Raw genomic sequence first — 23,438 nt, 5'->3', positions numbered from 1 at the left:
CACGAAAGGAAAGGGTAAAATTAAGGAAAGGAAAAGAAAGGCCTTACGGTTTGACGCCGTAAAGCCAAAAGGAGACACAATAAAAGGGCTAAAGGGGGAGAGCCTGGCCCTGAATCCAGATCTGCTGAAGGTGTAAACCGTCATCCAGCGCAATAATATTGGCGCGTTTCCCTGGCGTTAAGGAGCCCAGCTGATGATCACTGCCCAGCAGGCGGGCAGGATGCAGCGAAGCCATATGAATAGCCTCTTCTGCTGTCACACCCGCATGTTCCACCATATGCCTGACGGCAGCATCCAGCGACAGCGTGCTTCCCGCCAGCCCGCCAGAGGCGGTTTTCACCACGCCGTGGTGCATTGTGACCTCTTCGCCACAGAGCATATACCGCCCGTCCGGCATACCTGCCGCCTGCATGGCATCGGTAATCAGCACCACGCGGTCCTTCGCACAGCAGCTGCATATACGCATGGCGCCCGAATGAACATGATGACCGTCGGCAATAAGCTCCAGCCACGCCCGTTTGTCCGTCAGCCCGGCACCGACCATACCCGGCGCTCTGTGATGCAGCCCCGTCATACCGTTAAAGCAGTGCACCAGCCCGTCTGCACCGGCGTCAAAGGCGGCAAGGGTTTGCTCGTACGTGGCGCCACTGTGGCCCAGCATCACATGGATACCCCGCTGCTTCAGGTGGCGAATGGCCTGTAGCGCGCCGGGTTTTTCCGGTGCCAGTGCCACTACCTTCAGCGTGTTGTGCGATACCGCAATCAACGCGTCCAGCTCGGCGATATCCAGTTCCCGAAACAGCGCGGGTGGATGCGCCCCTTTGTTCTGCGGGGTAAAGTACGGGCCCTCCAGATAGCTGCCCAGAATCTGCGCGCCAGGGCCGCCTGACTGAAAGCGTCGGGCGATCCGCGTGAGTGCGCCGTGAATCGCCTCCAGCGGCGCGGTGACCGTCGTGGGCAAAAATGCCCCGACGCCTTCACGTGCTTTATGGAGAGCCAAAACATCCAGCGCATCGGGGGCGTCATCCATCACATCCACACCCATGCCACCATGAACGTGAATATCAATGAATGCCGGGCAAAGCTTATCGGCATCGCGGGCGTGAACGCCTGCGGGGATGGGTTCAATCGCTGCGATAATGCCGTCCTCAAAACGAAGCTGGTGGTCATCCAGCCAGCCTTGTTCGGTCAGCACCCGTCGCGCGCGCAGCAGTTGGCTCATATTCCTTCCTCTGCGGGCGCTTCCTCGCGACAGCGGCCAAGCTCATCTACCAGGCTCGTCAGGCCGCGGTGGCCACACTCCAGCGCCTGCAGACGAAACGCTTCGCTGGTTAATCCATCGCGCTCCAGCACCATTTCCAGCAGCAATTGCAGGTTGGTACCGGTGATCACTTCGCTGCCCGGTCTTTTCATGGCGAGCATAGAAGCAACGCGAAACGGGGTCCCGCCCAGCAGATCGGTAAGGAACACTATATCGTGCCGGGCGTCGAGCTCGCTCACCGCCTGCTCAAGCTGTGCGGTCAGCCGCGCGGTGGTGGAAGTTTCAGGAAAATCGATGGCGATAAACTGCGGCTGCTCGCCCAGGATCTGCTTCATAGCCTGCTCAAGCCCGCTGGCAAAACCGCCGTGACCCGTCAAAATAATGCCTAACATCGCAACCTCTTTGCTTTTACAGGAAGTGACAGAATTTACCGACAACACCCAACACCACGGTGATACCAATCAGCCGCAGCGGGCTCCAGCCACGACGCACCAGCCAGAACATGGTCAGGGTGTAGACCAGCGGCAGAAACGCGGGCATCAGCTTATCGATAACGTCAGCCTGCAGTTTGACGACCGCATCCCCGGCTTTGATTTCGAGCGTGGTATTGAGACGAACATAGGTTGCCACCAGCGCACCGATCACCGTCATCCCGACAATGGAAGCCGCATGGCCGACCTTTTTAGTATTGGCTTTGATCAACGGAATGGCTGCGACGCCCATCCGGTAAGCGTAATGCGCCAGGCCAAAGCGCAGGCCGAGATGCACAACGTTAAACAGCACGATAAACACCACCGCACCCAGAATCGAACCTTGCAGCGCCAGGCTGGCGCCGATACCGCCGCAGATCGGCAACAGGGTCAGCCAGAACATGGCGTCACCAATGCCGCCAAGCGGCGCACCGACGGCAATTTTGGTGCTCTGAATACTGTTTACATCCTGTTTGGAGCGTTCCATCGCCAGAATAATGCCGATAACAAAGGTCACCAGGAACGGGTGGGTATTAAAGAACCCCATATGGCCTTTCATGGCGCGTGCCAGATCGCGCTTGTTGGTATGGATCTTTTTCAACGCAGGCAGTAACCCGTAAAGCCAGCCGGAGGCCTGCATACGTTCATAGTTGAATGAGGCCTGCAGCAGCATAGAACGCCAGGCGACGCGGTTGATGTCCTTTTTCGTCAGTTCTGCACCGATGCTCTGGTCTTCGTAGACGTTTTCATTGACGCCGGTCAGCAGCGTCTCTTCGCTTTCAGACACGCCCGGTAATGTTGTGTGATTAGATGCCATCTTCGAATTCCTCTTTCTGGGCCGCTGGTGCCGCCGGTTCAGGTGATTTACGCATCAGGTCTATCAAAGCCATGGCCAGCGCGGCAGCGGCAATCGCCAGCACCGGAAGCTTGAGCCAGGCCGCGGCGACAAAACCGATAATGAAGTAGGGGATGTAGACGTTTTTCATCATGATTTTGAGCAGCACGGCAAAGCCAATGGCAGGCATGATGCCGCCCGCGACGCCAAGGCCGTCAATCAGACGCGCCGGCAGAACATCAATGGCGGTTTTCGCGTGTTCCGCACCAAAGTAAATGGGCAGAAACGCGCACAAGAAATAGAAGAGGCCGAGTGCCAGCAGAGCCAGATAGTTAACCCGTTCAATGCCGTTAGTATCTGCATTAGCCGCCATGCGATCGCAGCGGGACATCACACCGGACATTACCGAGAAGAGGAAGGTAATTCCCATCTGTACCGCGACGGCAAACGGCACGGCGACCCCAACGGCGACATCCGGTTTCACGCCTGTGGAGATGGCAAACGTGGTCCCGACGATGGTGCCGATAATGACGTTTGGCGGCTGTGCGCCCGCGAGCGGTGCCAGACCCATCCAGACCAGCTCTAACGTCCCGCCGGTTAAAATCCCGGTGTGCAGATCGCCAAGGATCAGGCCAACCAGCGGCCCAAGTACGACCGGACGGTGCATGTGTGTTAAGCCATTAAACATATCCAGACCCGCGATAAAGGCGAGAAGCCCCAGCGCGAAAGCCTGCAACAGACTGATTTCCATTGTGAATCCCTCAAAGCAGTTTAAAGAGATCCAAAGCAGTCTCTGTTGGAACGCCCTGAACGAAGCATTCCACCCCGGCCGCTTTCAGGCCGTTGAAGGCGGCGATGTCGTCCGCGTCTACAGATACCGTTTTGGCAATTTGTCGTTTGCCACTGGCGTAGTGCATGTTTCCTACGTTGATACGGGTGATGGGCACGCCCCCTTCAACCAGCTTCAGAAAATCAGCGGGAGATTTACAGACCAGTAGAATTTTCTGGCGATCAGCGGCGCGATGAATGTTGTCGATCACTTTTTGCAAAGACCAGAAACGCACGGCGATCCCCTCCGCGAGCACCATTTCCATCAGGTTCTGTTGAACCGGATCCTCTGCCACCTCGTCATTCGCGACCAGTACCAGGTTCGCCCCCGCGAACCCCACCCATTGCACGCCCACCTGACCGTGGATCAGACGTTCATCAATTCGGCATAAGACAATGTTTGGCATAGCTTTTTCCTCTTTTTAATTATGCATGCTGAGTCGTTACGCCTTCGCAGGCGGCGTGGTACTGCTGAAGTATGTCCTGAATGTGGTTGATGATGAGTTCTCGCGGCGTTGACTTGAGAGCCTCCTCGCGAACTTTGCTGTACTGCAACGGCAGATACTGGCTAATCAGCGGCAACGGTAGCGGTTCGTCCGCCAGGTTACGCACCAAACGTTCAAAGGCATCGTCAATCTGGCTGTCCGGCCAGTAGTAGCGTACGCGGTCAGAGTAGCTGTAGCCGCGCGCCAGGCGGCGTGCGTTGCTGTCGCCATGGTAGTGGCTTTGCCAGTATTCCGGCCGATCGAGCATCACGTTTTCCAGCACGTGACGCAGGCCCGAGCTGGCTTTCGCTGGCAGCAGCTCCTCTTCTATGGCAGCCAGCGCAAAGAGTGCCTCGCGCAGAGCGAAGGTGAGGGCCGGGCCAACTTTTAAAATGGCGAAGTGGTCCTTTACCAGCTGGCGAAGCGCCTGTGGCGTCTGGTAGTCGGTAGAGTGCGCTTCAAAAACCAGCGTATCGTAGGCTTCAACCATGGTGCTCAGGGCATGGGCTTTTTGCGGCTGGTAGTCACAGACGTGCGCATGGTCGAACTCCACGCCAGGCTGAACCACCAGGCCAATAATGCGTGGCCAGATGTCACCTAACCCTTCCTTTTCGAACGCATGACGATGCGCCTCAAGCGTCGCGCGAGCCGCGTCCGGCGTGGTGACTTCAAGCTCGGTAAGCGTTTCGTGTGCCCCACCCGGCACGGGGACTTCAGTGCCAATGACATAGACCAGATCGGATTCACCAAACTGTTCACGGCAGGTCTTCTCGGCGACTTTCGCCAGACGTGCCGCGCGTTCGGCGACAATCGCGTCGGTCAAAGGAACCGGATCATCCTCGCAGGACATACTGCAGTCGAGGTGGACCTTTTTGAACCCGGCTGCGACATAGCTTTTGATAAGATCGTCAGCATTTGCCATCGCTTGCTGCGCGGGCAGGTGTTGCCAGCGGTTTGGCCCCAAGTGGTCGCCGCCGAGGATCAGCTGTGACGCGGGGAAGCCAAGAGAGTCCGCCAGCTTGCGGACGAACCCGTAAAAGTCGGTGGGCGTCATGCCGGTGTAACCGCCAAACTGATCGACCTGGTTTGAGGTGGCTTCAATCAGCAGCGGCGTTTGTTGCGAATGGGCGTAACGAATTGCAGCTTCAAGTACTAATGGATGTGCGGAACAGACGGCATAAATCCCGTTTGAATTCCCCCGTTTATGTTGTTCCACCATATCAGTCAGATGTTTCACTTTCCTCTCCATTTCGGATGGTGATGGTATTCATCTTTCGTTTTGTTTCATTTGATACTGCGTTATGGTGGTATAAAAATAAAACGAAAGATAATAGTTTTCCGATCTGTTTCACAAAAGAAACGCAATGAAAGGTTTCAGCGTCGGGAAGGGGAGGGTAAGAACGGCAGATGGGGCTTGCATTCCCCTAAAAGAAAGGCCTTAATAGGCAAAACGAAATGAAACGAAAGTTTATTTATAAAGGATCGCGTATGAGCAGCACTGATTCCTCCGCGGAAAAGCGCATCACCGGCACCAGTGAAAGGCGAGAGCAGATCATTCAGCGGTTGCGGGCGCAGGGAAGCGTACAGGTTAACGATCTTTCCCATTTATACGGCGTGTCGACAGTAACGATCCGCAACGATCTGGCTTTTCTGGAGAAGCAAGGTATTGCCGTTCGCGCCTATGGCGGCGCGTTGATTTGCGAAGGCAATGTGCCGGGCGCTGAACCCTCCGTAGAAGATAAAAGCTCGCTGAATACTGCCGTGAAGCGCAGCATCGCGAAGGTTGCCGCAGAACTGGTAAAGCCAGGGCATCGCATCATTCTGGATTCGGGTACCACAACGTTTGAAATTGCCCGAATGCTGCGCCAGCACACGGATGTGATTGCCATGACCAATGGCATGAACGTCGCGAACGCTTTGCTGGAAGCGGAAGGAGTGGAACTGCTGATGACAGGCGGGCATCTGCGTCGTCAGTCGCAATCCTTCTATGGCGACCAGGCGGAGCAGTCATTACAGAATTATCACTTCGATCTTTTGTTCCTGGGCGTTGACGCCATCGATCTCGATCGCGGCGTGAGCACGCACAATGAAGACGAGGCGCGCCTCAACCGCCGGATGTGCGAAGTGGCAGAGCGTATTATTGTCGTGACCGACTCCAGCAAATTTAACCGCTCAAGCCTGCATAAAATCATTGATACACAACGGATTGATATGATTATTGTCGACGAAGGCATTCCGGCGGAGAGCCTGGATGGGTTGCGTAAAAGCGGGATCGATGTGGTGCTGGTGAAAGGGTAGTTTCTCCCCTCACCCTAACCCTCTCCCCACAGGGGAGAGGGACTGCTCGGTGCGGTTTTTACCCTCTCCCCTGTGGGGAGAGAGCAGGGTGAGGGGCTATCACGTCACCGGTGCCGGGTTAAACACCGCCAGCTGATTGTGCAGTCCCCACTGGTCCGAGAAGGTTTTCTTCCTGCCGCTCGCCACATCCAGAATAAAGTGGAACAGCTTCCAGCCTACCTCTTCTATACTCTCTTCCCCGGTGGCAATGGTGCCTGCATTAATGTCCATTAGGTCATACCAGCGGTTAGCCAGCTCAGTGCGGGTCGCCATTTTTATCACAGGCACCGCCATCAGGCCGTACGGCGTACCGCGTCCGGAGGTAAAGACCTGCACCGTAATGCCGGAGGCCACCTGCTGGGTGCCGCAAACGAAGTCGCTGGCCGGCGTTGCCGCGTAGATCAGGCCGCGTTTTGTCGGGCGCTGGCCCGGCGAGAGCACTTCCACAATGGCGCTCTGGCCGGATTTGGCGATTGAGCCAAGCGCTTTTTCCACCACGTTCGCCAGTCCCCCTTTTTTGTTGCCCGGAGACGGGTTAGCGCTGCGGTCGGTTTTACCCATATCAAGATAGTTATCGTACCAGGCCATCTCTTCGAGCAGGCGTTTGCCTACCTCTTCGTTGATGGCGCGCGGCGTGAGCAGATGGATGGCGTCACGCACTTCGGTCACTTCGGAGAACATCACCGTGGCCCCGCAGCGAACAAACAGGTCGGAGGCATAACCCACCGCCGGGTTGGCGGTCACGCCGGAAAACGCATCGCTGCCGCCACATTGTGTACCAATCACCAGCTCGGAAGCCGGACAGGTCTCACGTTGACGGGTATTGAGTTTAGCCAGATGACGCTCTGCCACCTGCAGGATATCGTCAACCATCGAACGGAAACCAACGTGGCGTTCGTCCTGCAGCCGTACAATGCTGGCCTCGTCGGCCGGAATGGCTTTGACATCCTCGGTACCCTGCAGCAGGCGCTCAGGCTGTAGTTTTTCACAACCCAGGCCAATCACCATCACTTCGCCACCAAAGTTCGGGTTCAGGGCGATATTGTGGATAGTTCGGATTGGCACCACGGCCGCAGGGGCATTGATCGCCACGCCGCAGCCATAAAGGTGATTCAGCCCCACCACGCCGTCAACGTTCGGGTACTTTGGCAGCAGATCGCGCTCGATGAGTTTCACCACGTAATCCACCACGCCTGCCACACAATGAACGCTGGTGGTAATGCCGAGCAGGTTTTTGGTTCCCACGCTCCCGTCTGCGTTGCGGTAGCCTTCAAAGGTGTACCCCACCAGCGGTGGCAGCGGCTCCGGGACGCGGGTCGCCAGCGGCAGGGTGTTCAACGGTGGGGCTTCTGGCAGCTCAACCAGAGACTCATCAATCCAGCTGCCTTGCGGAATGGCACGGACGGCATAGCCAATGACTTCACCATAACGCACGATTTCACCCTGGGCCGGGATATCCTCCAGCGCCACTTTATGCCCCTGCGGAATATGTTCAATCAGCTCCAGACCATCCGGGAAGCGGGTTCCGGCTTTTAAGCCATTGTCGTTCACAATAATTGCCACATTATCCGTGTCGTGAACTTTTATATAGAACGCCGTCGGCAACGCTTGTCGAATTTCAATGTCGGCCATTGTTCAATATTCTCCAGCAAAGAATCTGATAATTAATACAGCCAATTTTCTTATGGCAAAAATAAAAACGCAGCTTGCGAAAATAGAGCATGTCAGGAGACAGAGCGTGAGAATGTGATCGCGATCGCTCCCGAACCAGTAATGGCTGATTCTGTGCATCAGCGCCCAGTGGTTTGTGCATATGCTCAAAATATTATTGAAACAGAGCGTAACACTTGAGCATTAAAACAATGTGTTGCCGGAAATCGGAGATTATACTGAATGACGATTTTATCACTCCGAAATAGAGAATAAATATAACGCTGGTAATAAATATACTGACCAGGGCTGCGGAATTAAAAAGGTAAATACGATGAATAACGCTATCTTCCCAAATAAATTTAAAGCGGCGCTTGCGGCGCACCAGATTCAGATTGGATGCTGGTCCGCACTGGCAAACCCAATCAGCACCGAAGTGCTGGGTCTGGCGGGGTTCGACTGGCTGGTGCTGGATGGCGAGCATGCGCCGAACGATATCAGCACCTTTATTCCGCAGCTGATGGCGCTCAAAGGCAGCCAGAGCGCGCCGGTGGTCCGCGTCCCCACGAACGAGCCGGTGATCATCAAGCGCCTGCTGGATATCGGCTTCTACAACTTCCTGATCCCGTTTGTTGAAACGCAGGAGGAGGCGGCACAGGCCGTGGCGTCAACACGCTATCCACCGGAAGGGATCCGCGGCGTCTCCGTTTCGCATCGCGCCAACATGTTTGGCACCGTACCGGACTACTTTGCGCAGTCCAACAGCAACATCACCATTCTGGTACAGATTGAGAGTCAGCAGGGTGTTGACAACGTGGATGCCATCGCCGCCACCGAGGGTGTGGACGGCATTTTCGTCGGCCCAAGCGATCTGGCGGCCGCATTTGGGCACCTGGGCAATGCGGGTCACCCGGATGTGCAGCGCGCCATTCAGCACATCTTTGCCCGCGCCAAAGCGCACGGCAAACCGTGTGGCATTCTGGCGCCGGTTGAAGCAGACGCACGCCGCTATCTGGAGTGGGGCGCGACCTTCGTTGCCGTCGGCAGCGACCTCGGCGTATTCCGTTCTGCGACGCAGAAATTAGCGGACGCTTTTAAAAAATAACCATCTTTGAGGAAAACAGATTATGACGCTGAAAGTGGGTTTTATTGGCCTGGGCATTATGGGTAAACCAATGAGTAAAAACCTCATTAAAGCAGGATACTCACTGGTGGTTTCAGACCATAATTCGCAGGCTGTAGCCGAAGTGATGGCGGCTGGCGCAGAAACGGCCACCACAGCCAAAGCCATTGCTGAGCAGTGCGATGTCATTATCACCATGCTGCCAAACTCTCCACATGTAAAAGAGGTCGCGCTGGGTGAGAACGGCATTATCGACGGTGCAAAGCCGGGCCTGGTGTTGATCGACATGAGCTCTATCGCACCGCTGGCCAGCCGGGAAATCAGCGAGGCGCTGAAAGCGAAAGGCGTCAAGATGCTCGATGCCCCGGTGAGCGGCGGTGAACCGAAAGCCATTGACGGCACGTTGTCGGTCATGGTCGGTGGTGACAAGGCGATTTTCGATAAATACTACGACCTGATGAAAGCGATGGCCGGTTCCGTGGTGCATACCGGGGAGATTGGCGCGGGTAACGTGACCAAGCTGGCAAACCAGGTGATTGTGGCGCTGAACATCGCCGCCATGTCGGAGGCGCTCACTCTGGCAACCAAAGCGGGCGTCAACCCGGATCTGGTTTACCAAGCAATCCGCGGTGGGCTGGCGGGCAGCACGGTGCTGGACGCCAAAGCGCCGATGGTGATGGATCGTAACTTCAAACCCGGTTTCCGTATCGACCTGCACATTAAAGATCTGGCTAACGCGCTGGACACTTCTCACGGCGTAGGGGCCCAACTGCCGCTGACCGCCGCCGTCATGGAGATGATGCAGGCGCTGCGCGCCGACGGTCTGGGCACCGCCGACCACAGTGCCATTGCGTGCTACTACGAAAAACTGGCGAAGGTGGAAGTCTCCCGCTAATTTCGTCTTCCCCACTCCTGAGGGTGACAGCGGCGTGCAAACCCACTATACTGCGCGCCGAAGCTGACCAGACAGTCGCCGCTTCGTCGTCGTCCACCCTCGGGTGGAGACGGGCGAAGGGGAGGAAAGTCCGGGCTCCACAGGGCAGGGTGCCAGGTAACGCCTGGGGGGGAACCCACGACCAGTGCAACAGAGAGCAAACCGCCGATGGCCCACGCAAGTGGGATCAGGTAAGGGTGAAAGGGTGCGGTAAGAGCGCACCGCGCGGCTGGTAACAGTCCGTGGCACGGTAAACTCCACCCGGAGCAAGGCCAAATAGGGGTTCACATGGTACGGCCCGTACTGAACCCGGGTAGGCTGCTTGAGCCAGTGAGCGATTGCTGGCCTAGATGAATGACTGTCCACGACAGAACCCGGCTTATCGGTCAGCTTCAACTTCTTTGAAAACCCCGCTTCGGCGGGGTTTTTGCTTAATGAGGTATGTACGCAGCGCCACCCGGCAACTCCCCAAACGACACCAATTCTCATATTTGCGACATTAAGCACATTTCACTATTTTCTTCATTCATAGACGCTCTGCTGTCTAATCCTGATCGTTATCACAAAATTTACCGCTAAAAAATCCTGAATTCTGAGTATGATTAATTTGTTATGAATGTTAACTGGATGATCCCGAATGTTTTCTTATTTGATATGCATATTTTGAAATTAAAAACATTCACCCAAAGAATGTGTGACGTATTCCACTCTTTCCCGAACCTCTGCCAAATTACGCCCGTAAATTTCGAAAAACTGAAAGAATGTTTCACATGCATAATGGTTATTTATTGTTCTTTAATTGCCTGAAAGATAGTCTTTATTGATTTTTTAAACGCAGCAAAATTTATCCGGGTTATCGCCATAAAATAAATTTATTACCGCCATTTTTGTTGATCAATATCAGCGTAATAGCGTATTTGGTTGGTTTTATTTTATTGATTTAAAAGGTTTTTAATGGGGTTTGGTAGTTCCTGGTAAGGGTGCGAAAAGGCAAATTGTGAGTAACAGCACATACCCCCTGAAACAATATTGAGTAGAATTCACCCCGTCATAGGGAAATAAGCGCAGAATATTATGAGCACTATTATTCTACCGAAAACACAGCACCTCGTGGTATTTCAGGAAGTCATTAAAAGTGGCTCCATAGGTTCTGCAGCAAGACAACTGGGTCTGACGCAACCCGCCGTCAGCAAAATTATCAGTGACATCGAATCTTACTTCGGTGTGGAAGTGATGGTGCGTAAAAACACGGGCGTAAAACTAACGGCGGCGGGCCAGGTTCTGCTCTCGTACTCAGAGTCGATCACCCGTGAGATGAAAAACATGGTGAGCGAGATTAACAGCCTCAGTTTCAGCACCGTCATGGACGTCTCGTTTGGTTATCCGTCGCTGATTGGCTTTACGTTCCTTTCTGAAATGATCAAAAAATTCAAGGAAGTGTTCCCGAAAGCGCGGGTCTCCATGTATGAAGCACAGCTCTCTTCTTTCCTTCCCGCCATTCGTGACGGGCGTCTGGACTTTGCCATCGGCACGCTGAGTGATGAAATGCTGCTGCAGGATCTACACGTTGAACCGCTGTTCGAGTCTGAATTTGTGCTGGTGGCCAGCAAATCACGAACGTGCACCGCCCCGACGACACTGGCATCGCTCACCCATGAGCAGTGGGTGATGCCGCAAACCGACATGGGCTACTACAAAGAACTTCTGACCACTCTGCAAGACAACCACATCAGTATTGAAAACATCGTCCAGACCGATTCCGTCGTCACCATTTATAACCTTGTCCTGAATGCCGATTACCTGACGGTGATCCCTCGCGACATGATTGCGCCCTTCGGTTCAGACCAGTTTATTGTACTGCCAGTAGAAGATGAATTACCCGTGGCACGCTATGCCGCCGTGTGGTCAAAAAATTACAGAATTAAAAAATCAGCGTCAGTGTTAGTTGAGCTGGCGAAACAATATGCGTCACTGACCAGTGAACGACGACGATGAATAATTAATTTCCAAATAAGTACTGCCTATTTTTTGAAAAAACACCCCAGAGCTTATTTTAGCTGTGCTCTGATACCCTGACTTTGCCCGAAAAGAATGAATTATTATAACGAGGATATTATGCATATTACCTACGATCTCCCGGTAACCATTGAAGATATTCAGGACGCCAGAAAACGACTGGCAGGAAAGATATATAAAACCGGTATGCCGCGCTCTAATTATCTCAGCGAACGCTGTAAGGGTGAAATCTTTCTGAAGTTTGAAAATATGCAGCGTACCGGTTCCTTCAAAATTCGCGGCGCGTTCAACAAATTAAGCTCGCTGACCGATGCTGAAAGGCGCAAAGGGGTTGTGGCCTGCTCTGCGGGAAACCATGCGCAGGGCGTCTCCCTTTCCTGTGCCATGCTCGGCATCGACGGCAAAGTGGTGATGCCGATGGGCGCGCCAAAATCCAAAGTTGCCGCCACGCGTGACTACTCGGCAGAAGTGGTGCTGCACGGCGAGAACTTCAACGACACGATCGCCAAAGTGAGCGAAATCGTTGAGATGGAAGGGCGTATTTTTATCCCGCCTTACGATGACCCGAAAGTGATCGCCGGTCAGGGCACGATCGGCCTCGAAATTCTCGAAGATTTATACGACGTGGATAACGTCATTGTGCCGATCGGCGGTGGCGGGTTAATTGCCGGCATCGCAACGGCCATAAAATCGATTAACCCGACCATTAATATTATTGGCGTGCAGTCGGAAAACGTTCACGGCATGGCGGCATCGTATCAGGCTGGAGAAATAACAAGCCATCGCGTGACCGGCACATTAGCCGACGGTTGCGATGTTTCTCGTCCGGGAAATTTAACCTTCGAAATTGTTCGCGAATTAGTCGATGACATTGTGCTGGTTAGTGAAGATGACATTCGCAACAGCATGATTGCGTTAATACAGCGCAATAAAGTGGTGACTGAAGGGGCGGGTGCGCTGGCCTGTGCGGCGTTATTAAGCGGCAAGCTCGACCATTATATTCAGGGACGCAAAACCGTCTGCATTATTTCCGGCGGCAATATCGATCTCTCCCGTGTTTCCCAAATTACCGGCTTCGTTGACGCATAAGGATGACCTATGAGCAACACTGAAAGCATTATCGTTGGCCAGACAAAAACGTCCTCCTGGCGTAAGTCAGACACCACCTGGACGCTGGGATTGTTTGGTACCGCCATTGGCGCAGGCGTGCTGTTCTTCCCTATTCGTGCAGGTTTTGGCGGCTTGATCCCTATCCTGCTGATGCTGCTTCTCGCGTTCCCGATTGCGTTCTACTGCCACCGCGCGCTGGCGCGTCTGTGCCTGTCCGGTAGCAACGTTTCCGGCAATATCACCGAAACGGTGGAGGAGCATTTTGGTAAAACAGGCGGAGTGGTCATCACCTTCCTCTACTTCTTCGCCATTTGCCCGCTGCTGTGGATTTACGGCGTCACCATTACCAACACCTTTATGACCTTCTGGGAAAACCAGCTCCAGCTGCCGGCGCTGAACCGCGGGGTGGTGGCGCTGTTCCTGCTGCTGCTGATGGCCTTTGTGATCTGGTTTGGCAAAGATCTGATGGTGAAGGTCATGAGCTTTCTGGTGTTCCCGTTTATCGCCAGTCTGGTGCTGATTTCCCTGTCGCTGATCCCTTACTGGAACTCGGCGGTGATCGACCAGGTCAACCTGAGCGATATCGCCTTCACCGGCCATGACGGCATTCTGGTGACGGTGTGGCTGGGGATCTCCATCATGGTCTTCTCCTTTAACTTCTCGCCTATCGTCTCCTCGTTTGTGGTCTCCAAGCGCGAAGAGTACGAACCGGAGTTCGGGAAAGAGTTTACCGAACAGAAATGTTCCAAAATCATCGGCCGCGCCAGCCTGCTGATGGTGGCCGTGGTGATGTTCTTCGCCTTTAGCTGCCTGTTTACGCTCTCTCCGCAGAACATGGCTGATGCCAAAGCGCAGAACATTCCGGTGCTCTCTTATCTGGCGAACCATTTTGCGTCGATGTCAGGCACCAAATCGACGTTTGCGACGGTGCTGGAATACGGCGCCTCCATCATCGCGCTGGTCGCAATCTTCAAATCTTTCTTCGGCCACTACCTGGGCACGCTGGAAGGGCTTAACGGCCTGATCCTGAAGTTCGGTTACAAGGGCGATAAGAAGAAGGTCTCGGTGGGCAAACTGAACACCATCAGCATGGTCTTCATCATGGGGTCCACCTGGGTCGTCGCGTATGCCAACCCGAACATTCTGGACCTTATTGAGGCTATGGGCGCGCCCATCATCGCGTCTCTGCTGTGTCTGCTGCCGATGTACGCCATCCGCAAAGCCCCGGCCATGGCGAAGTATAAGGGCAGACCCGAGAACATCTTCGTCACCGTTGTCGGCTTGCTGACCATCCTGAATATCGTTTACAAACTATTCTAAATCAATGCTCAGGAAGAGCGGAGTCACACCATGATTGAGTTTCCGGTTGTACTGGTTATTAACTGCGGATCGTCCTCTGTTAAGTTTTCAGTGCTCGATGCCAGCAGCTGCGATGCCCTGATGACGGGCATTGCCGACGGTATCAATACTGAAAACGCCTTTATTTCCGTGAACGGGGGTGAGCCAGCCACACTGGCTCACCACGACTACGAAGGGGCGCTGGCTGCCATCGCCCTGGAGCTGGAGAAGCGTGACCTGATGAGCAGCGTGGCCTTAATTGGCCACCGCATAGCTCACGGTGGCGAACGTTTCAGCGAGTCGACCCTTATCACGGAGCAGGTTATCAACGAGATCCGCCAGGTTTCCTCTCTGGCGCCACTGCATAACTACGCCAACTTAAGCGGTGTGGAAGCCGCAGAGCGCTTGTTCCCGAACGTTCAGCAGGTGGCGGTGTTTGACACCAGTTTCCATCAGACGCTGCCGCCGCAGGCGTATCTGTACGGGTTGCCGTACCGCTACTTTGAGGAGCTGGGCGTGCGGCGCTACGGTTTTCACGGCACTTCCCACCACTACGTTGCCGGGCAGGCGCAGGCGCTTCTCGGGCTTTCACCGGACGACAGCGGGTTAGTGATTGCCCACCTTGGGAATGGCGCGTCGATTTGCGCGGTTCGTAATGGCAAAAGCGTTGATACCTCCATGGGAATGACGCCGCTGGAAGGGCTGATGATGGGCACGCGCTGTGGCGACGTGGATTTTGGTGCGATGGCGTGGATTGCCCAGCAAACCGGCCAGTCGTTCGAGGATCTGGAGCGTGTGGTTAACAAAGAGTCCGGCTTGCTGGGGATCTCCGGGATTTCCGCCGATCTCAGGACGCTGGAAAACGCCTGGCGCGAGGGAAATCCGCGGGCGCAGCTGGCGATAAACACCTTTGTGCACCGCATTGCACGGCATATCGCCGGGCACGCGGCGTCGCTGCATCGTCTGGACGGGGTGGTGTTTACCGGAGGGATTGGCGAGAACTCTACGCTCATCCGCAGGCTGGTAGCAGAACATCTCAAGGTCTTTGGCATCATCCTCGACGAGACCCGCAACGCCCTGCCTGGCAGCGCGGGTGAACGCATCATTAGCGCCGATACGTCCCGCGTGGCCTGCGCGGTTGTCCCTACCAATGAAGAAAAAATGATCGCGCTGGACGCCCTCCGTCTTGGGAAGGTTACCCCGGCTGCGGCTTACGCCTGATAAAGCGAGAATCACATGAAAGTTACAATCGATACGGGCGTCGCGCCCTACAGCGACGCATGGGCCGGGTTTCGCGGTGAAGAATGGAAAAACGCCGTCAACGTCCGCGATTTTATTCAGCATAACTACACCCCTTATGAAAGCGATGAAGCTTTCCTCGCGCAGGCGACGCCAGCAACGACGGCGCTGTGGCAGAAGGTAATGGTCGGCATTCGCCAGGAGAACGCCACCCACGCCCCGGTGGATTTTGACACCAACATTGCCACCACCATTACGGCCCACGGGCCGGGCTACATCGACCAGGATCTGGAGACGATCGTTGGTCTGCAAACCGATAAACCGCTCAAGCGCGCCCTGCACCCGTACGGTGGGATCAACATGATCCGCAGCTCGTTCGAAGCCTATGGTCGGGAGATGGATCCGCAGTTCGAATACCTGTTTACCGACCTGCGCAAAACCCACAACCAGGGCGTGTTTGACGTCTACTCGCCGGAGATGATGCGCTGCCGTAAATCGGGCGTACTGACCGGTTTGCCGGACGGCTACGGGCGCGGGCGCATCATCGGCGACTATCGCCGCGTGGCGCTGTACGGGATCGCTTATCTGGTGCGCGAGCGTGAACTGCAGTTTGCGGATCTGCAGGGGAAACTGGAGCGCGGTGACGATCTGGAAGCCACGATCCGCCTGCGTGAAGAGCTCGCGGAGCATAAGCGCGCGCTGCTGCAGATCCAGCAGATGGCGGCGAACTATGGCTTTGATATCTCGCGTCCGGCGATAAACGCCCAGGAAGCGGTGCAGTGGCTGTACTTTGCCTACCTTGCGGCGGTGAAATCCCAGAACGGTGGGGCGATGTCGCTGGGGCGCACCGCGTCATTCCTCGATATCTACATTGAGCGCGACATGCAGGCCGGGCGCCTGAGCGAGGTACAGGCCCAGGAGCTGATCGACCACTTCATCATGAAGATCCGCATGGTGCGTTTCCTGCGTACGCCGGAGTTCGACACGCTCTTCTCTGGCGATCCGATCTGGGCGACGGAGGTGATCGGTGGAATGGGGCTGGATGGCCGCACGCTGGTGACCAAAAACAGCTTCCGCTATCTGCACACGCTGCACACCATGGGGCCTGCGCCAGAGCCAAACCTGACGATCCTGTGGTCTGAACAACTGCCGATCGCGTTCAAGAAATACGCCGCGCAGGTCTCGATTGTCACCTCGTCGCTGCAGTATGAGAACGACGACCTGATGCGTGCGGACTTCAACAGCGACGACTACGCCATTGCCTGCTGCGTCAGCCCGATGGTGATCGGCAAGCAGATGCAGTTCTTTGGCGCCCGCGCCAACCTGGCGAAAACGTTGCTGTATGCGATCAACGGCGGGGTGGATGAGAAGCTGAAGATCCAGGTCGGGCCGAAAACTGCGCCGCTGCTGGACGAGGTGCTGGACTACGACACCGTGATGGCGAGCCTGGATCACTTTATGAACTGGCTGGCGGTACAGTACATCAGCGCGCTGAATCTCATTCACTACATGCATGATAAGTACAGCTACGAAGCCTCGCTGATGGCGCTGCACGACCGGGACGTCTATCGCACCATGGCCTGCGGCATTGCCGGGCTGTCAGTGGCGGCGGATTCCCTGTCGGCCATTAAATACGCCACGGTGAAACCGGTGCGCGACCATACCGGTCTGGCGGTCGATTTCGTCATTGAAGGGGACTATCCGCAGTACGGCAACAACGACGACCGCGTGGACAGCATCGCCTGCGACCTGGTGGAGCGCTTTATGAAAAAAATTCAGGCGCTGCCAACCTATCGTAACGCGGTGCCTACCCAGTCGATCCTGACCATCACCTCGAACGTAGTGTACGGCCAGAAGACCGGCAACACGCCAGACGGACGCCGGGGCGGCACGCCGTTTGCGCCGGGTGCCAACCCAATGCACGGACGTGACAGAAAAGGGGCGGTGGCATCGTTAACCTCGGTCGCCAAGTTGCCGTTCACCTACGCCAAGGACGGGATCTCTTACACCTTCTCCATCGTGCCGCAGGCGCTGGGCAAGGACGAGCTGGTGCGCAAAACTAACCTTGTGGGGCTTCTGGACGGGTATTTCCACCACGAAACAGCCATCGAGGGCGGGCAGCATCTGAACGTCAACGTCATGAACCGGGAAATGCTGCTGGATGCCATTGAGCACCCGGAAAATTACCCGAACCTGACGATCCGCGTTTCGGGGTATGCGGTGCGCTTTAATGCCCTGACGCGCGAGCAGCAGCAGGATGTGATTTCGCGAACATTTACGCAATCAATCTGACGACATTCAGGTCTCATGCCCCCTCAACGCAGGGGGCATTTTTTTGCCCGCTAAACATACAAAATTGTTTATATAATTACTCACACATATTCATCCGCTCTTGAAAAACAATGTTCCTGCTTTTCCCCATAACAAAATGTAAGGACAGTAAGATGATGAAAATGGCCCGTATTGCTTTGGTTGCAGCGTCGTTGGCGGTGTGCAGCTTTACCGCGCAGGCCGCGAACGTTGAGGCAGCCCCTTCTCCATCGCAGGATCCGCTGGTACAGCACCTGAAGCTCAGCAATGAGCAGGTTAAAAAGATTGACGATCTGCATCAGCAGCTGGAACAAAATGTCAGCAAGATCCCAATGACGGGCGTGAAGGACGGTGCGCTGATCGACATGTTCCAGGCGGGTAAATGGGACGAAAGCACGGTGAAAAGCCAGCTTACCGCCTTCAGCAAAATTGAAGAGCAGACCCGTTATTACCGCGTGAAATATTACTTCGACGTTAGCCAGGTATTGACACCGGAACAGCGTAAGCAGATCAGAACGGATATGGCTAACGCGCTGGCAGAGTGATCTTTACATTCAAAAGCGATTAACATTTAACTGTAGAATTAAGCAATTACAGCGATGCCCTGGTCCGGCTGTAAATCGCTGAGGCATTTCCTTCTGGCCGGGAGCCCGGGTCGTCAGGGCGGTGGCGACTGAGTCGCCCTGACACGTTCACAGGTTTCGTCGTTACAGAGTAGCAATCAACGTAAAGTGAACGGAATGACCACCAGAGCCGTATGTTCCCCCTCACCCCAGCCCTCTCCCTCAAGGGAGAGGGGGCCGTTTGTGCACGCATTATTTTGTGGGGATCCCTCAGCCCTGTAGGTGAGGGCATTCTTTAAACCGGCAAATCAATCAGCAGCGCACGCAGCGGCGTATCGGCCACCAGCGTAATATTCGCTTCATCACGAATAAACGCCCCGTCGCCGCAGGTGAGCGCCTCTTTCTCTTCCGTGTGCGTTACCGCATGCACCGTACCGTGAATCGATTGCAGATAGGCGCGCGGGCCATGAAGCTGGAAGCTCGCCTGTTCACCTTTCTTCAGTTCGATATGGTGCAGCCACACCTGCTGACGCAGTTGCAGGCTGCCTTTGCTCCCGTCCGGAGAAGCGATCAGCTGTTGCTTTTCGCTCTGCAGATCGATTTTTTGCACCAGCGGATTTTCCCGCTCAGGGCAGGCATCCAGCCACAGCTGCATGCGGGTCAGCGTTTTGTCTTTGCTGAGGTTATGCTCGCTGTAGCTGATGCCCGGCTGCGTGGAAATTAATAACGCTTCGCCAGCCTTTGCCTGGACATGATTGCCCTCGCTATCGCGGTATTCTGCCTCGCCTTCCAGGATCAGGTTCAGGATATCGACTTTCGGATACGTACGCGGCTGGAAGGAGGCGCCCGGGGCGAGTACTTCCTGATTTAACACGCGCAATGAAGCGTAACCGAGGAGTTTAGGGTCAAAGTAGTGTCCAAAGGAAAAGGTGTAGCGGGCCTGCAGCCAACCGAAATCGGCTTGTCCGCACTGTTTAGCTGTTCTTGTCGTAATCATAAACTTGACCTCTCTTTACACTAAAACAATGGTAAAGGTATGGACGCTTCATTGTTAGCCAGATATTCTGCCGGGTATGTTCAAATTTCCTGAATGAGAACGAGATGGCTAAAGAGAGAGCATTGACGCTTGAGGCGCTTCGCGTCATGGACGCGATTGACAGGCGCGGCAGCTTTGCCGCCGCGGCAGATGAACTGGGGCGCGTTCCGTCTGCGCTCAGCTATACCATGCAGAAGCTGGAGGAAGAGCTGGACGTGGTACTCTTTGACCGCTCCGGTCATCGAACAAAATTCACTAACGTTGGGCGGATGCTGCTGGAGCGCGGTCGCGTACTGCTGGAAGCGGCCGATAAACTGACAACCGATGCCGAGGCGCTGGCGCGCGGCTGGGAAACCCATCTGACGCTGGTCACTGAGGCTCTGGTGCCTACCGAGGCGCTGTTCCCGCTGGTGGACAGGCTGGCAGACAAAGCGAACACGCAGCTCTCAATCATCACTGAGGTGCTGGCAGGCGCGTGGGAGCGTCTGGAGACGGGCAGGGCGGATATCGTCATTGCGCCGGATATGCACTTCCGGTCATCGTCTGAAATCAACTCCCGCAAACTCTACAGCGTGATGAACGTCTACGTCGCCGCACCCAATCACCCGATTCACCAGGAGGCGGAGCCGCTTTCTGAAGTGACGCGTGTGAAGTATCGCGGCGTGGCGGTCGCGGATACCGCGCGTGAGCGTCCGGTGTTAACGGTACAGTTGCTGGATAAACAGCCGCGTCTGACGGTAACCTCTCTGGAAGATAAGCGCCAGGCATTGCTGGCCGGACTGGGCGTGGCGACCATGCCGTATCCGTTTGTTGAAAAGGATATTGCTGAAGGGCGTCTGCGCGTTGTCAGCCCGGAATATACCAGCGAAGTGGATATCATTATGGCGTGGCGTCGCGACAGCATGGGCGAAGCCAAATCGTGGTGTTTGCGCGAAATTCCAAAGCTCTTTGCGCATCACAACAAGTAAAAGTGTAAGCCCGATGTGCGTAAGCGCCATCGGGCATAAAGTTACGCGCCGATCTTAGGATCCGGACCAAAGCGGTTTTCGCCCGGTGTCCCGCTCTGACAGTTGAAGATTAAAATCACGATCCACCCCACTACCGGGATCAACAGCAGCAGTAACCACCAGGCGGAACGATCCGTGTCGTGAAGCCGGCGGAACTGGACGGCCCACGACGGCAGCAGAATAAAGATGGCATAAATCGATGTAAGGACGCCTTCCCCGCTCGCCCACTCCCAGCCCAGAATTTTATCCACGATGCTCAGCACCAGAGCGAGGATGAAGTTCACCAGAATGAACATCCAGTACTCTTTGCGGCGCGCGCGGCCACCAAATCCAATGTAGTTGCGCAGTACGTTTAAATACCAATCCATTTCCTTGCCTCTTTTATCAGTCAATCACTTGTTTTCTAAGCGATCGAGGTAAGGATAGATGCAGATTGTGAATTAAAAAAGGGCATCTCACGATGCCCTCGATATTTATCCAAAACGAACGTCGCGCCCGTGGGGTTCATTTAGATCCTGCCACGGCCCGATAGAGATAATACCCGTCGGGTTAATGGTTTTGTGGCTGCGGAAATAGTGGGTACGAATATGGTCAAAATCGACCGTTTCGGCAATTCCCGGCATCTGGTAGATGTCGCGCAGGAAACCATACAGGTTCAGATAATCGCTGATGCGATGTTTGTCGCACTTGAAGTGAGTAACATACACCGGATCAAAGCGAACCAGCGTCGTCCACAGGCGGATATCCGCTTCCGTCAGACGATCGCCCGTCAGGTAGCGGTGCTGGCCGAGGATCTGCTCCAGACGCTCAAGAGATTCAAAGACTTTCCCGACCGCTTCGTCGTAGGCTTCCTGGCTGGTGGCAAAACCGGCCTTGTAAACGCCATTGTTAACGTTGTCGTAAATCCAGCTGTTCAGCTCATCGATTTTGTCTCGCAGCTCAACCGGATAGTAATCACCGGCGCGCGCGCCATGGGCATCGAAGGCGGTGTTGAACATGCGGATGATCTCCGCAGACTCATTGCTGACAATCGTCTGGTTTTTCTTGTCCCACAGAACCGGTACGGTGACGCGCCCGGTGTAGTGCGGGTCCGCACGCAGATAAAGCTGGTAGAGGAAGTCATGATGGTAAAGGTCATCACCCGTCGCAGCAGGGAAATCACTGTCGAAGGTCCAGCCGTTTTCCAGCATCAGCGGGTTCACAACCGACACCGGAATTAAGGATTCGAGGCCTTTCAGCTTGCGCACAATCAGCGTGCGGTGTGCCCACGGGCAGGCGAGGGAAACATAAAGGTGATACCGATCTTTCTCGGGGGCAAAGCCACCCTCGCCACTGGGGCCGGGTGCGCCATCGGCGGTGAGCCAGTTACGGAAGGCCGAAACAGAGCGCTTGAAGCGTCCACCGGTGGATTTGGTGTCATACCAGACATCCTGCCAGACGCCGTCTACGAGTTGTCCCATTTTTTTCTCCTCCGTCAGATAGCAAAAGCGAGGAGAGGTCTCCTCGCTTTGTGTTCATTCAGTATAGCGTGCTTACCATTTCTTATTCAGAACGCGGTCGATGCTGTATGCGCCCGGGCCGGTGATAGCCAGCAGCAGGAAGCCACCCGCGATGGTCAGGTTTTTCATGAACATCAGGGAGTTCACACCTTCAGCAAAGTTGCTGTGGAAGATGAACGCCGTCAGCAGGGTGAAGCCCGCGGTAAACAGTGCCGTGGTGCGGGTCAGGAAGCCGAACAGTACTGCCAGGCCGCCGCCGAACTCAAGCAGAATGGTCAGTGGCAGCAGGAATCCCGGAACGCCCATGGCTTCCATGTATTGCTGGGTACCCGCATAACCGGTGATTTTGCCCCAACCTGCAACGATGAACAGAATTGGCATCAGAATACGTGCTACCAGTACACCAACATCTTCTAATTTTTTCATTTTACTCTCCAGGAAACCACATTAGTGGCTGATCATTATTTGTCTGCAAATTCGGTTAGATACCGCGTCTTTGCTGTCGATGGAGAGCATCATAAACGTGACGGTGGGCGATTGTTAGCAAGGAAAACTGTCAATCTTTATCAAAGATATTGAGTAAGGGCAGGTGAGCTAGTGCTTTCACCCCAGCCCTCTCCCACAGGGAGAGGGCGCAAAAACAAAAAACGGTAACCTGAGTTACCGTTTTACTTTTACCTCGACGCCGCCACCCGGCGAGAAGGCTAGCGAAGCTGCTGCTGGCGAATCGTTGCTTTCACCAGGCGCCAGGCACTCCAGGCACCAAAGCCGCGTCGGGCCCAACGGATCAGCATATTCGGATGACGGATCGTCCAGATAGCCATCACACTGCTGCCGACCAGAGCCCAGGAACGGAGGCTCAGGAAGGTGTTCCAGCCACGGTCAAACCGACGCGTCGCGTCAATCCAGTCGCGACGGCTGGCAGACAGATCCAGCCGTTGCTGCTGGATCTGACTTAACAGAAAGGCTTTTCGCTTTTCACGTTCGGCTTTATCGCTCACGGCTTGTCATCCTCCAGCAGAGCGCGATCGTTCGCCAGCTCCTGGCGCGTATGGCGCAGGAAAGTGGACTTACGCGCTTTGCGCATCGTCCAGATACCGCCAATCAGTGCCGCAACCAGCAAAACGACGGTGGTGGCAATCATCGCGTTAAGTCGATATTGCGGGTCGATAGCCCAGATGATTAATACCATCAGGCTCATCAGACCAAACGCGGCGAAGAGCATGGTCAGCCCGAGCATCAGCAGCATCTGGAAGAGGTTGGCTTTCTCCTCTTCCAGTTCTACCACTGCCAGCCGGACGCGCGTTTCGGCAATCCCGACCAGCGTCGTTAAAATACGCTGGCCGATGCCGAGGACGTTGTTAGCAGGCCCTTGTGCGTGACGAGGATCTTCCATA

Annotated in this window: 23 protein-coding genes and 1 other RNA gene; 11 read left to right on the top strand and 13 right to left on the bottom strand. The window is 55.1% G+C overall.

The annotated features are described in order from the left end of the window. Positions 1-88: 88 nt before the first annotated feature. From nagA to kbaZ, 6 genes are read right to left on the bottom strand one after another with little or no spacing between them, the layout of a single operon-like run. Positions 89-1,222, bottom strand: coding sequence for an N-acetylglucosamine-6-phosphate deacetylase (nagA, locus tag ACTJJI_RS15200; RefSeq protein WP_440654684.1), 1,134 nt, complete (start codon positions 1,220-1,222; stop codon positions 89-91). Continuing rightward, positions 1,219-1,653, bottom strand: a complete 435-nt coding sequence (gene agaF / locus ACTJJI_RS15195) for a PTS galactosamine/N-acetylgalactosamine transporter subunit IIA (RefSeq protein WP_014833408.1) — start codon at positions 1,651-1,653, stop codon at positions 1,219-1,221. Before agaF ends, nagA begins: the two co-directional genes overlap by 4 nt. A gap of 16 nt (positions 1,654-1,669) precedes the next feature. Continuing rightward, on the bottom strand, positions 1,670-2,548 hold the full coding sequence (gene agaE / locus ACTJJI_RS15190; RefSeq protein ID WP_013098890.1) for a PTS N-acetylgalactosamine transporter subunit IID: 879 nt from the start codon (positions 2,546-2,548) through the stop codon (positions 1,670-1,672). Beyond that, positions 2,538-3,317, bottom strand: a complete 780-nt coding sequence (gene agaW / locus ACTJJI_RS15185) for a PTS N-acetylgalactosamine transporter subunit IIC (RefSeq protein ID WP_440654681.1) — start codon at positions 3,315-3,317, stop codon at positions 2,538-2,540. Before agaW ends, agaE begins: the two co-directional genes overlap by 11 nt. Positions 3,318-3,327: 10 nt before the next feature. Then, positions 3,328-3,801, bottom strand: a complete 474-nt coding sequence (gene agaV, locus ACTJJI_RS15180) for a PTS N-acetylgalactosamine transporter subunit IIB (protein ID WP_014833406.1) — start codon at positions 3,799-3,801, stop codon at positions 3,328-3,330. Between the two features lie 19 nt (positions 3,802-3,820). Next, the gene (gene kbaZ / locus ACTJJI_RS15175; RefSeq protein WP_440654679.1) at positions 3,821-5,128 is read right to left on the bottom strand and encodes a tagatose-bisphosphate aldolase subunit KbaZ; all 1,308 of its coding nucleotides are present in this window, start codon (positions 5,126-5,128) and stop codon (positions 3,821-3,823) included. A gap of 239 nt (positions 5,129-5,367) precedes the next feature. Between kbaZ and ACTJJI_RS15170 the strand changes: the two genes are divergently transcribed. Continuing rightward, positions 5,368-6,177 (top strand): DeoR family transcriptional regulator, encoded by an 810-nt coding sequence (locus tag ACTJJI_RS15170; RefSeq protein ID WP_047361225.1) that lies wholly within the window; start codon positions 5,368-5,370, stop codon positions 6,175-6,177. A 99-nt stretch (positions 6,178-6,276) separates the two neighbouring features. Here the strand turns inward: ACTJJI_RS15170 and garD are convergent, their stop codons facing one another. Further along, complete coding sequence (gene garD, locus ACTJJI_RS15165) at positions 6,277-7,848, bottom strand: galactarate dehydratase (protein ID WP_440654677.1); 1,572 nt, start codon at positions 7,846-7,848, stop codon at positions 6,277-6,279. A 352-nt stretch (positions 7,849-8,200) separates the two neighbouring features. Between garD and garL the strand changes: the two genes are divergently transcribed. The 9 genes from garL (at position 8,201) to ACTJJI_RS15120 (ending at position 18,481) form a co-directional block, all read left to right on the top strand. Then, positions 8,201-8,971 (top strand): 2-dehydro-3-deoxyglucarate aldolase, encoded by a 771-nt coding sequence (garL, locus tag ACTJJI_RS15160; protein WP_013098883.1) that lies wholly within the window; start codon positions 8,201-8,203, stop codon positions 8,969-8,971. A gap of 22 nt (positions 8,972-8,993) precedes the next feature. Continuing rightward, positions 8,994-9,884 (top strand): 2-hydroxy-3-oxopropionate reductase, encoded by an 891-nt coding sequence (gene garR, locus ACTJJI_RS15155; RefSeq protein WP_440654675.1) that lies wholly within the window; start codon positions 8,994-8,996, stop codon positions 9,882-9,884. A 59-nt stretch (positions 9,885-9,943) separates the two neighbouring features. Beyond that, positions 9,944-10,321: RNase P RNA component class A (rnpB, locus tag ACTJJI_RS15150), an RNA gene on the top strand. 676 nt (positions 10,322-10,997) lie between these two features. Beyond that, positions 10,998-11,918 carry a transcriptional regulator TdcA gene (tdcA, locus tag ACTJJI_RS15145; protein ID WP_083020554.1) on the top strand — a complete coding sequence of 307 codons (921 nt, stop codon included), beginning with the start codon at positions 10,998-11,000 and terminating at the stop codon, positions 11,916-11,918. Between the two features lie 120 nt (positions 11,919-12,038). Continuing rightward, entirely contained in the window at positions 12,039-13,028 is a 990-nt protein-coding gene (tdcB, locus tag ACTJJI_RS15140) for a bifunctional threonine ammonia-lyase/L-serine ammonia-lyase TdcB (RefSeq protein ID WP_047361524.1), read from the top strand. Between the two features lie 9 nt (positions 13,029-13,037). Then, positions 13,038-14,369, top strand: a complete 1,332-nt coding sequence (gene tdcC, locus ACTJJI_RS15135; RefSeq protein ID WP_096927617.1) for a threonine/serine transporter TdcC — start codon at positions 13,038-13,040, stop codon at positions 14,367-14,369. A 30-nt stretch (positions 14,370-14,399) separates the two neighbouring features. Next, the gene (gene tdcD, locus ACTJJI_RS15130; protein ID WP_440654672.1) at positions 14,400-15,608 is read left to right on the top strand and encodes a propionate kinase; all 1,209 of its coding nucleotides are present in this window, start codon (positions 14,400-14,402) and stop codon (positions 15,606-15,608) included. Between the two features lie 15 nt (positions 15,609-15,623). Further along, positions 15,624-17,918 (top strand): formate C-acetyltransferase, encoded by a 2,295-nt coding sequence (pflB, locus tag ACTJJI_RS15125; RefSeq protein ID WP_440654670.1) that lies wholly within the window; start codon positions 15,624-15,626, stop codon positions 17,916-17,918. A gap of 152 nt (positions 17,919-18,070) precedes the next feature. Beyond that, entirely contained in the window at positions 18,071-18,481 is a 411-nt protein-coding gene (locus ACTJJI_RS15120) for a Spy/CpxP family protein refolding chaperone (RefSeq protein WP_014833398.1), read from the top strand. 313 nt (positions 18,482-18,794) lie between these two features. On the opposite strand, the gene ACTJJI_RS15115 is transcribed toward ACTJJI_RS15120, so the two are convergent. After that, on the bottom strand, positions 18,795-19,496 hold the full coding sequence (locus tag ACTJJI_RS15115; RefSeq protein ID WP_013098873.1) for a pirin family protein: 702 nt from the start codon (positions 19,494-19,496) through the stop codon (positions 18,795-18,797). Between the two features lie 104 nt (positions 19,497-19,600). Here ACTJJI_RS15115 and ACTJJI_RS15110 point away from each other — a divergent pair, with 104 nt between their 5' ends. Continuing rightward, positions 19,601-20,503: a LysR family transcriptional regulator gene (locus ACTJJI_RS15110; RefSeq protein ID WP_014833397.1), complete on the top strand. Its 903-nt coding sequence runs from the start codon at positions 19,601-19,603 to the stop codon at positions 20,501-20,503. 41 nt (positions 20,504-20,544) lie between these two features. On the opposite strand, the gene ACTJJI_RS15105 is transcribed toward ACTJJI_RS15110, so the two are convergent. The 5 genes from ACTJJI_RS15105 to ACTJJI_RS15085 form a co-directional block, all read right to left on the bottom strand. Continuing rightward, complete coding sequence (locus ACTJJI_RS15105; RefSeq protein ID WP_014833396.1) at positions 20,545-20,910, bottom strand: DUF805 domain-containing protein; 366 nt, start codon at positions 20,908-20,910, stop codon at positions 20,545-20,547. Positions 20,911-21,015: 105 nt separating this feature from the next. Continuing rightward, positions 21,016-22,002, bottom strand: coding sequence for a glutathione S-transferase family protein (locus tag ACTJJI_RS15100; protein ID WP_014833395.1), 987 nt, complete (start codon positions 22,000-22,002; stop codon positions 21,016-21,018). 72 nt (positions 22,003-22,074) lie between these two features. Further along, a complete protein-coding gene (locus ACTJJI_RS15095; RefSeq protein ID WP_014833394.1) occupies positions 22,075-22,467 on the bottom strand; it encodes a DoxX family protein in 393 nt (130 codons plus the stop codon). Between the two features lie 278 nt (positions 22,468-22,745). Beyond that, entirely contained in the window at positions 22,746-23,042 is a 297-nt protein-coding gene (locus ACTJJI_RS15090) for a YqjK-like family protein (RefSeq protein WP_013098868.1), read from the bottom strand. Further along, complete coding sequence (locus ACTJJI_RS15085; RefSeq protein ID WP_013098867.1) at positions 23,039-23,437, bottom strand: phage holin family protein; 399 nt, start codon at positions 23,435-23,437, stop codon at positions 23,039-23,041. Before ACTJJI_RS15085 ends, ACTJJI_RS15090 begins: the two co-directional genes overlap by 4 nt. Position 23,438: the final 1 nt, after the last annotated feature.

This window comes from Enterobacter sp. 22466, from assembly GCF_052044775.1.
GTDB classification, from domain to species: Bacteria; Pseudomonadota; Gammaproteobacteria; order Enterobacterales; family Enterobacteriaceae; genus Enterobacter; species Enterobacter dissolvens.
The sequence above is the reverse complement of the archived record's forward strand: the minus strand, read 5'-3'. Positions and strand labels throughout refer to the sequence as shown.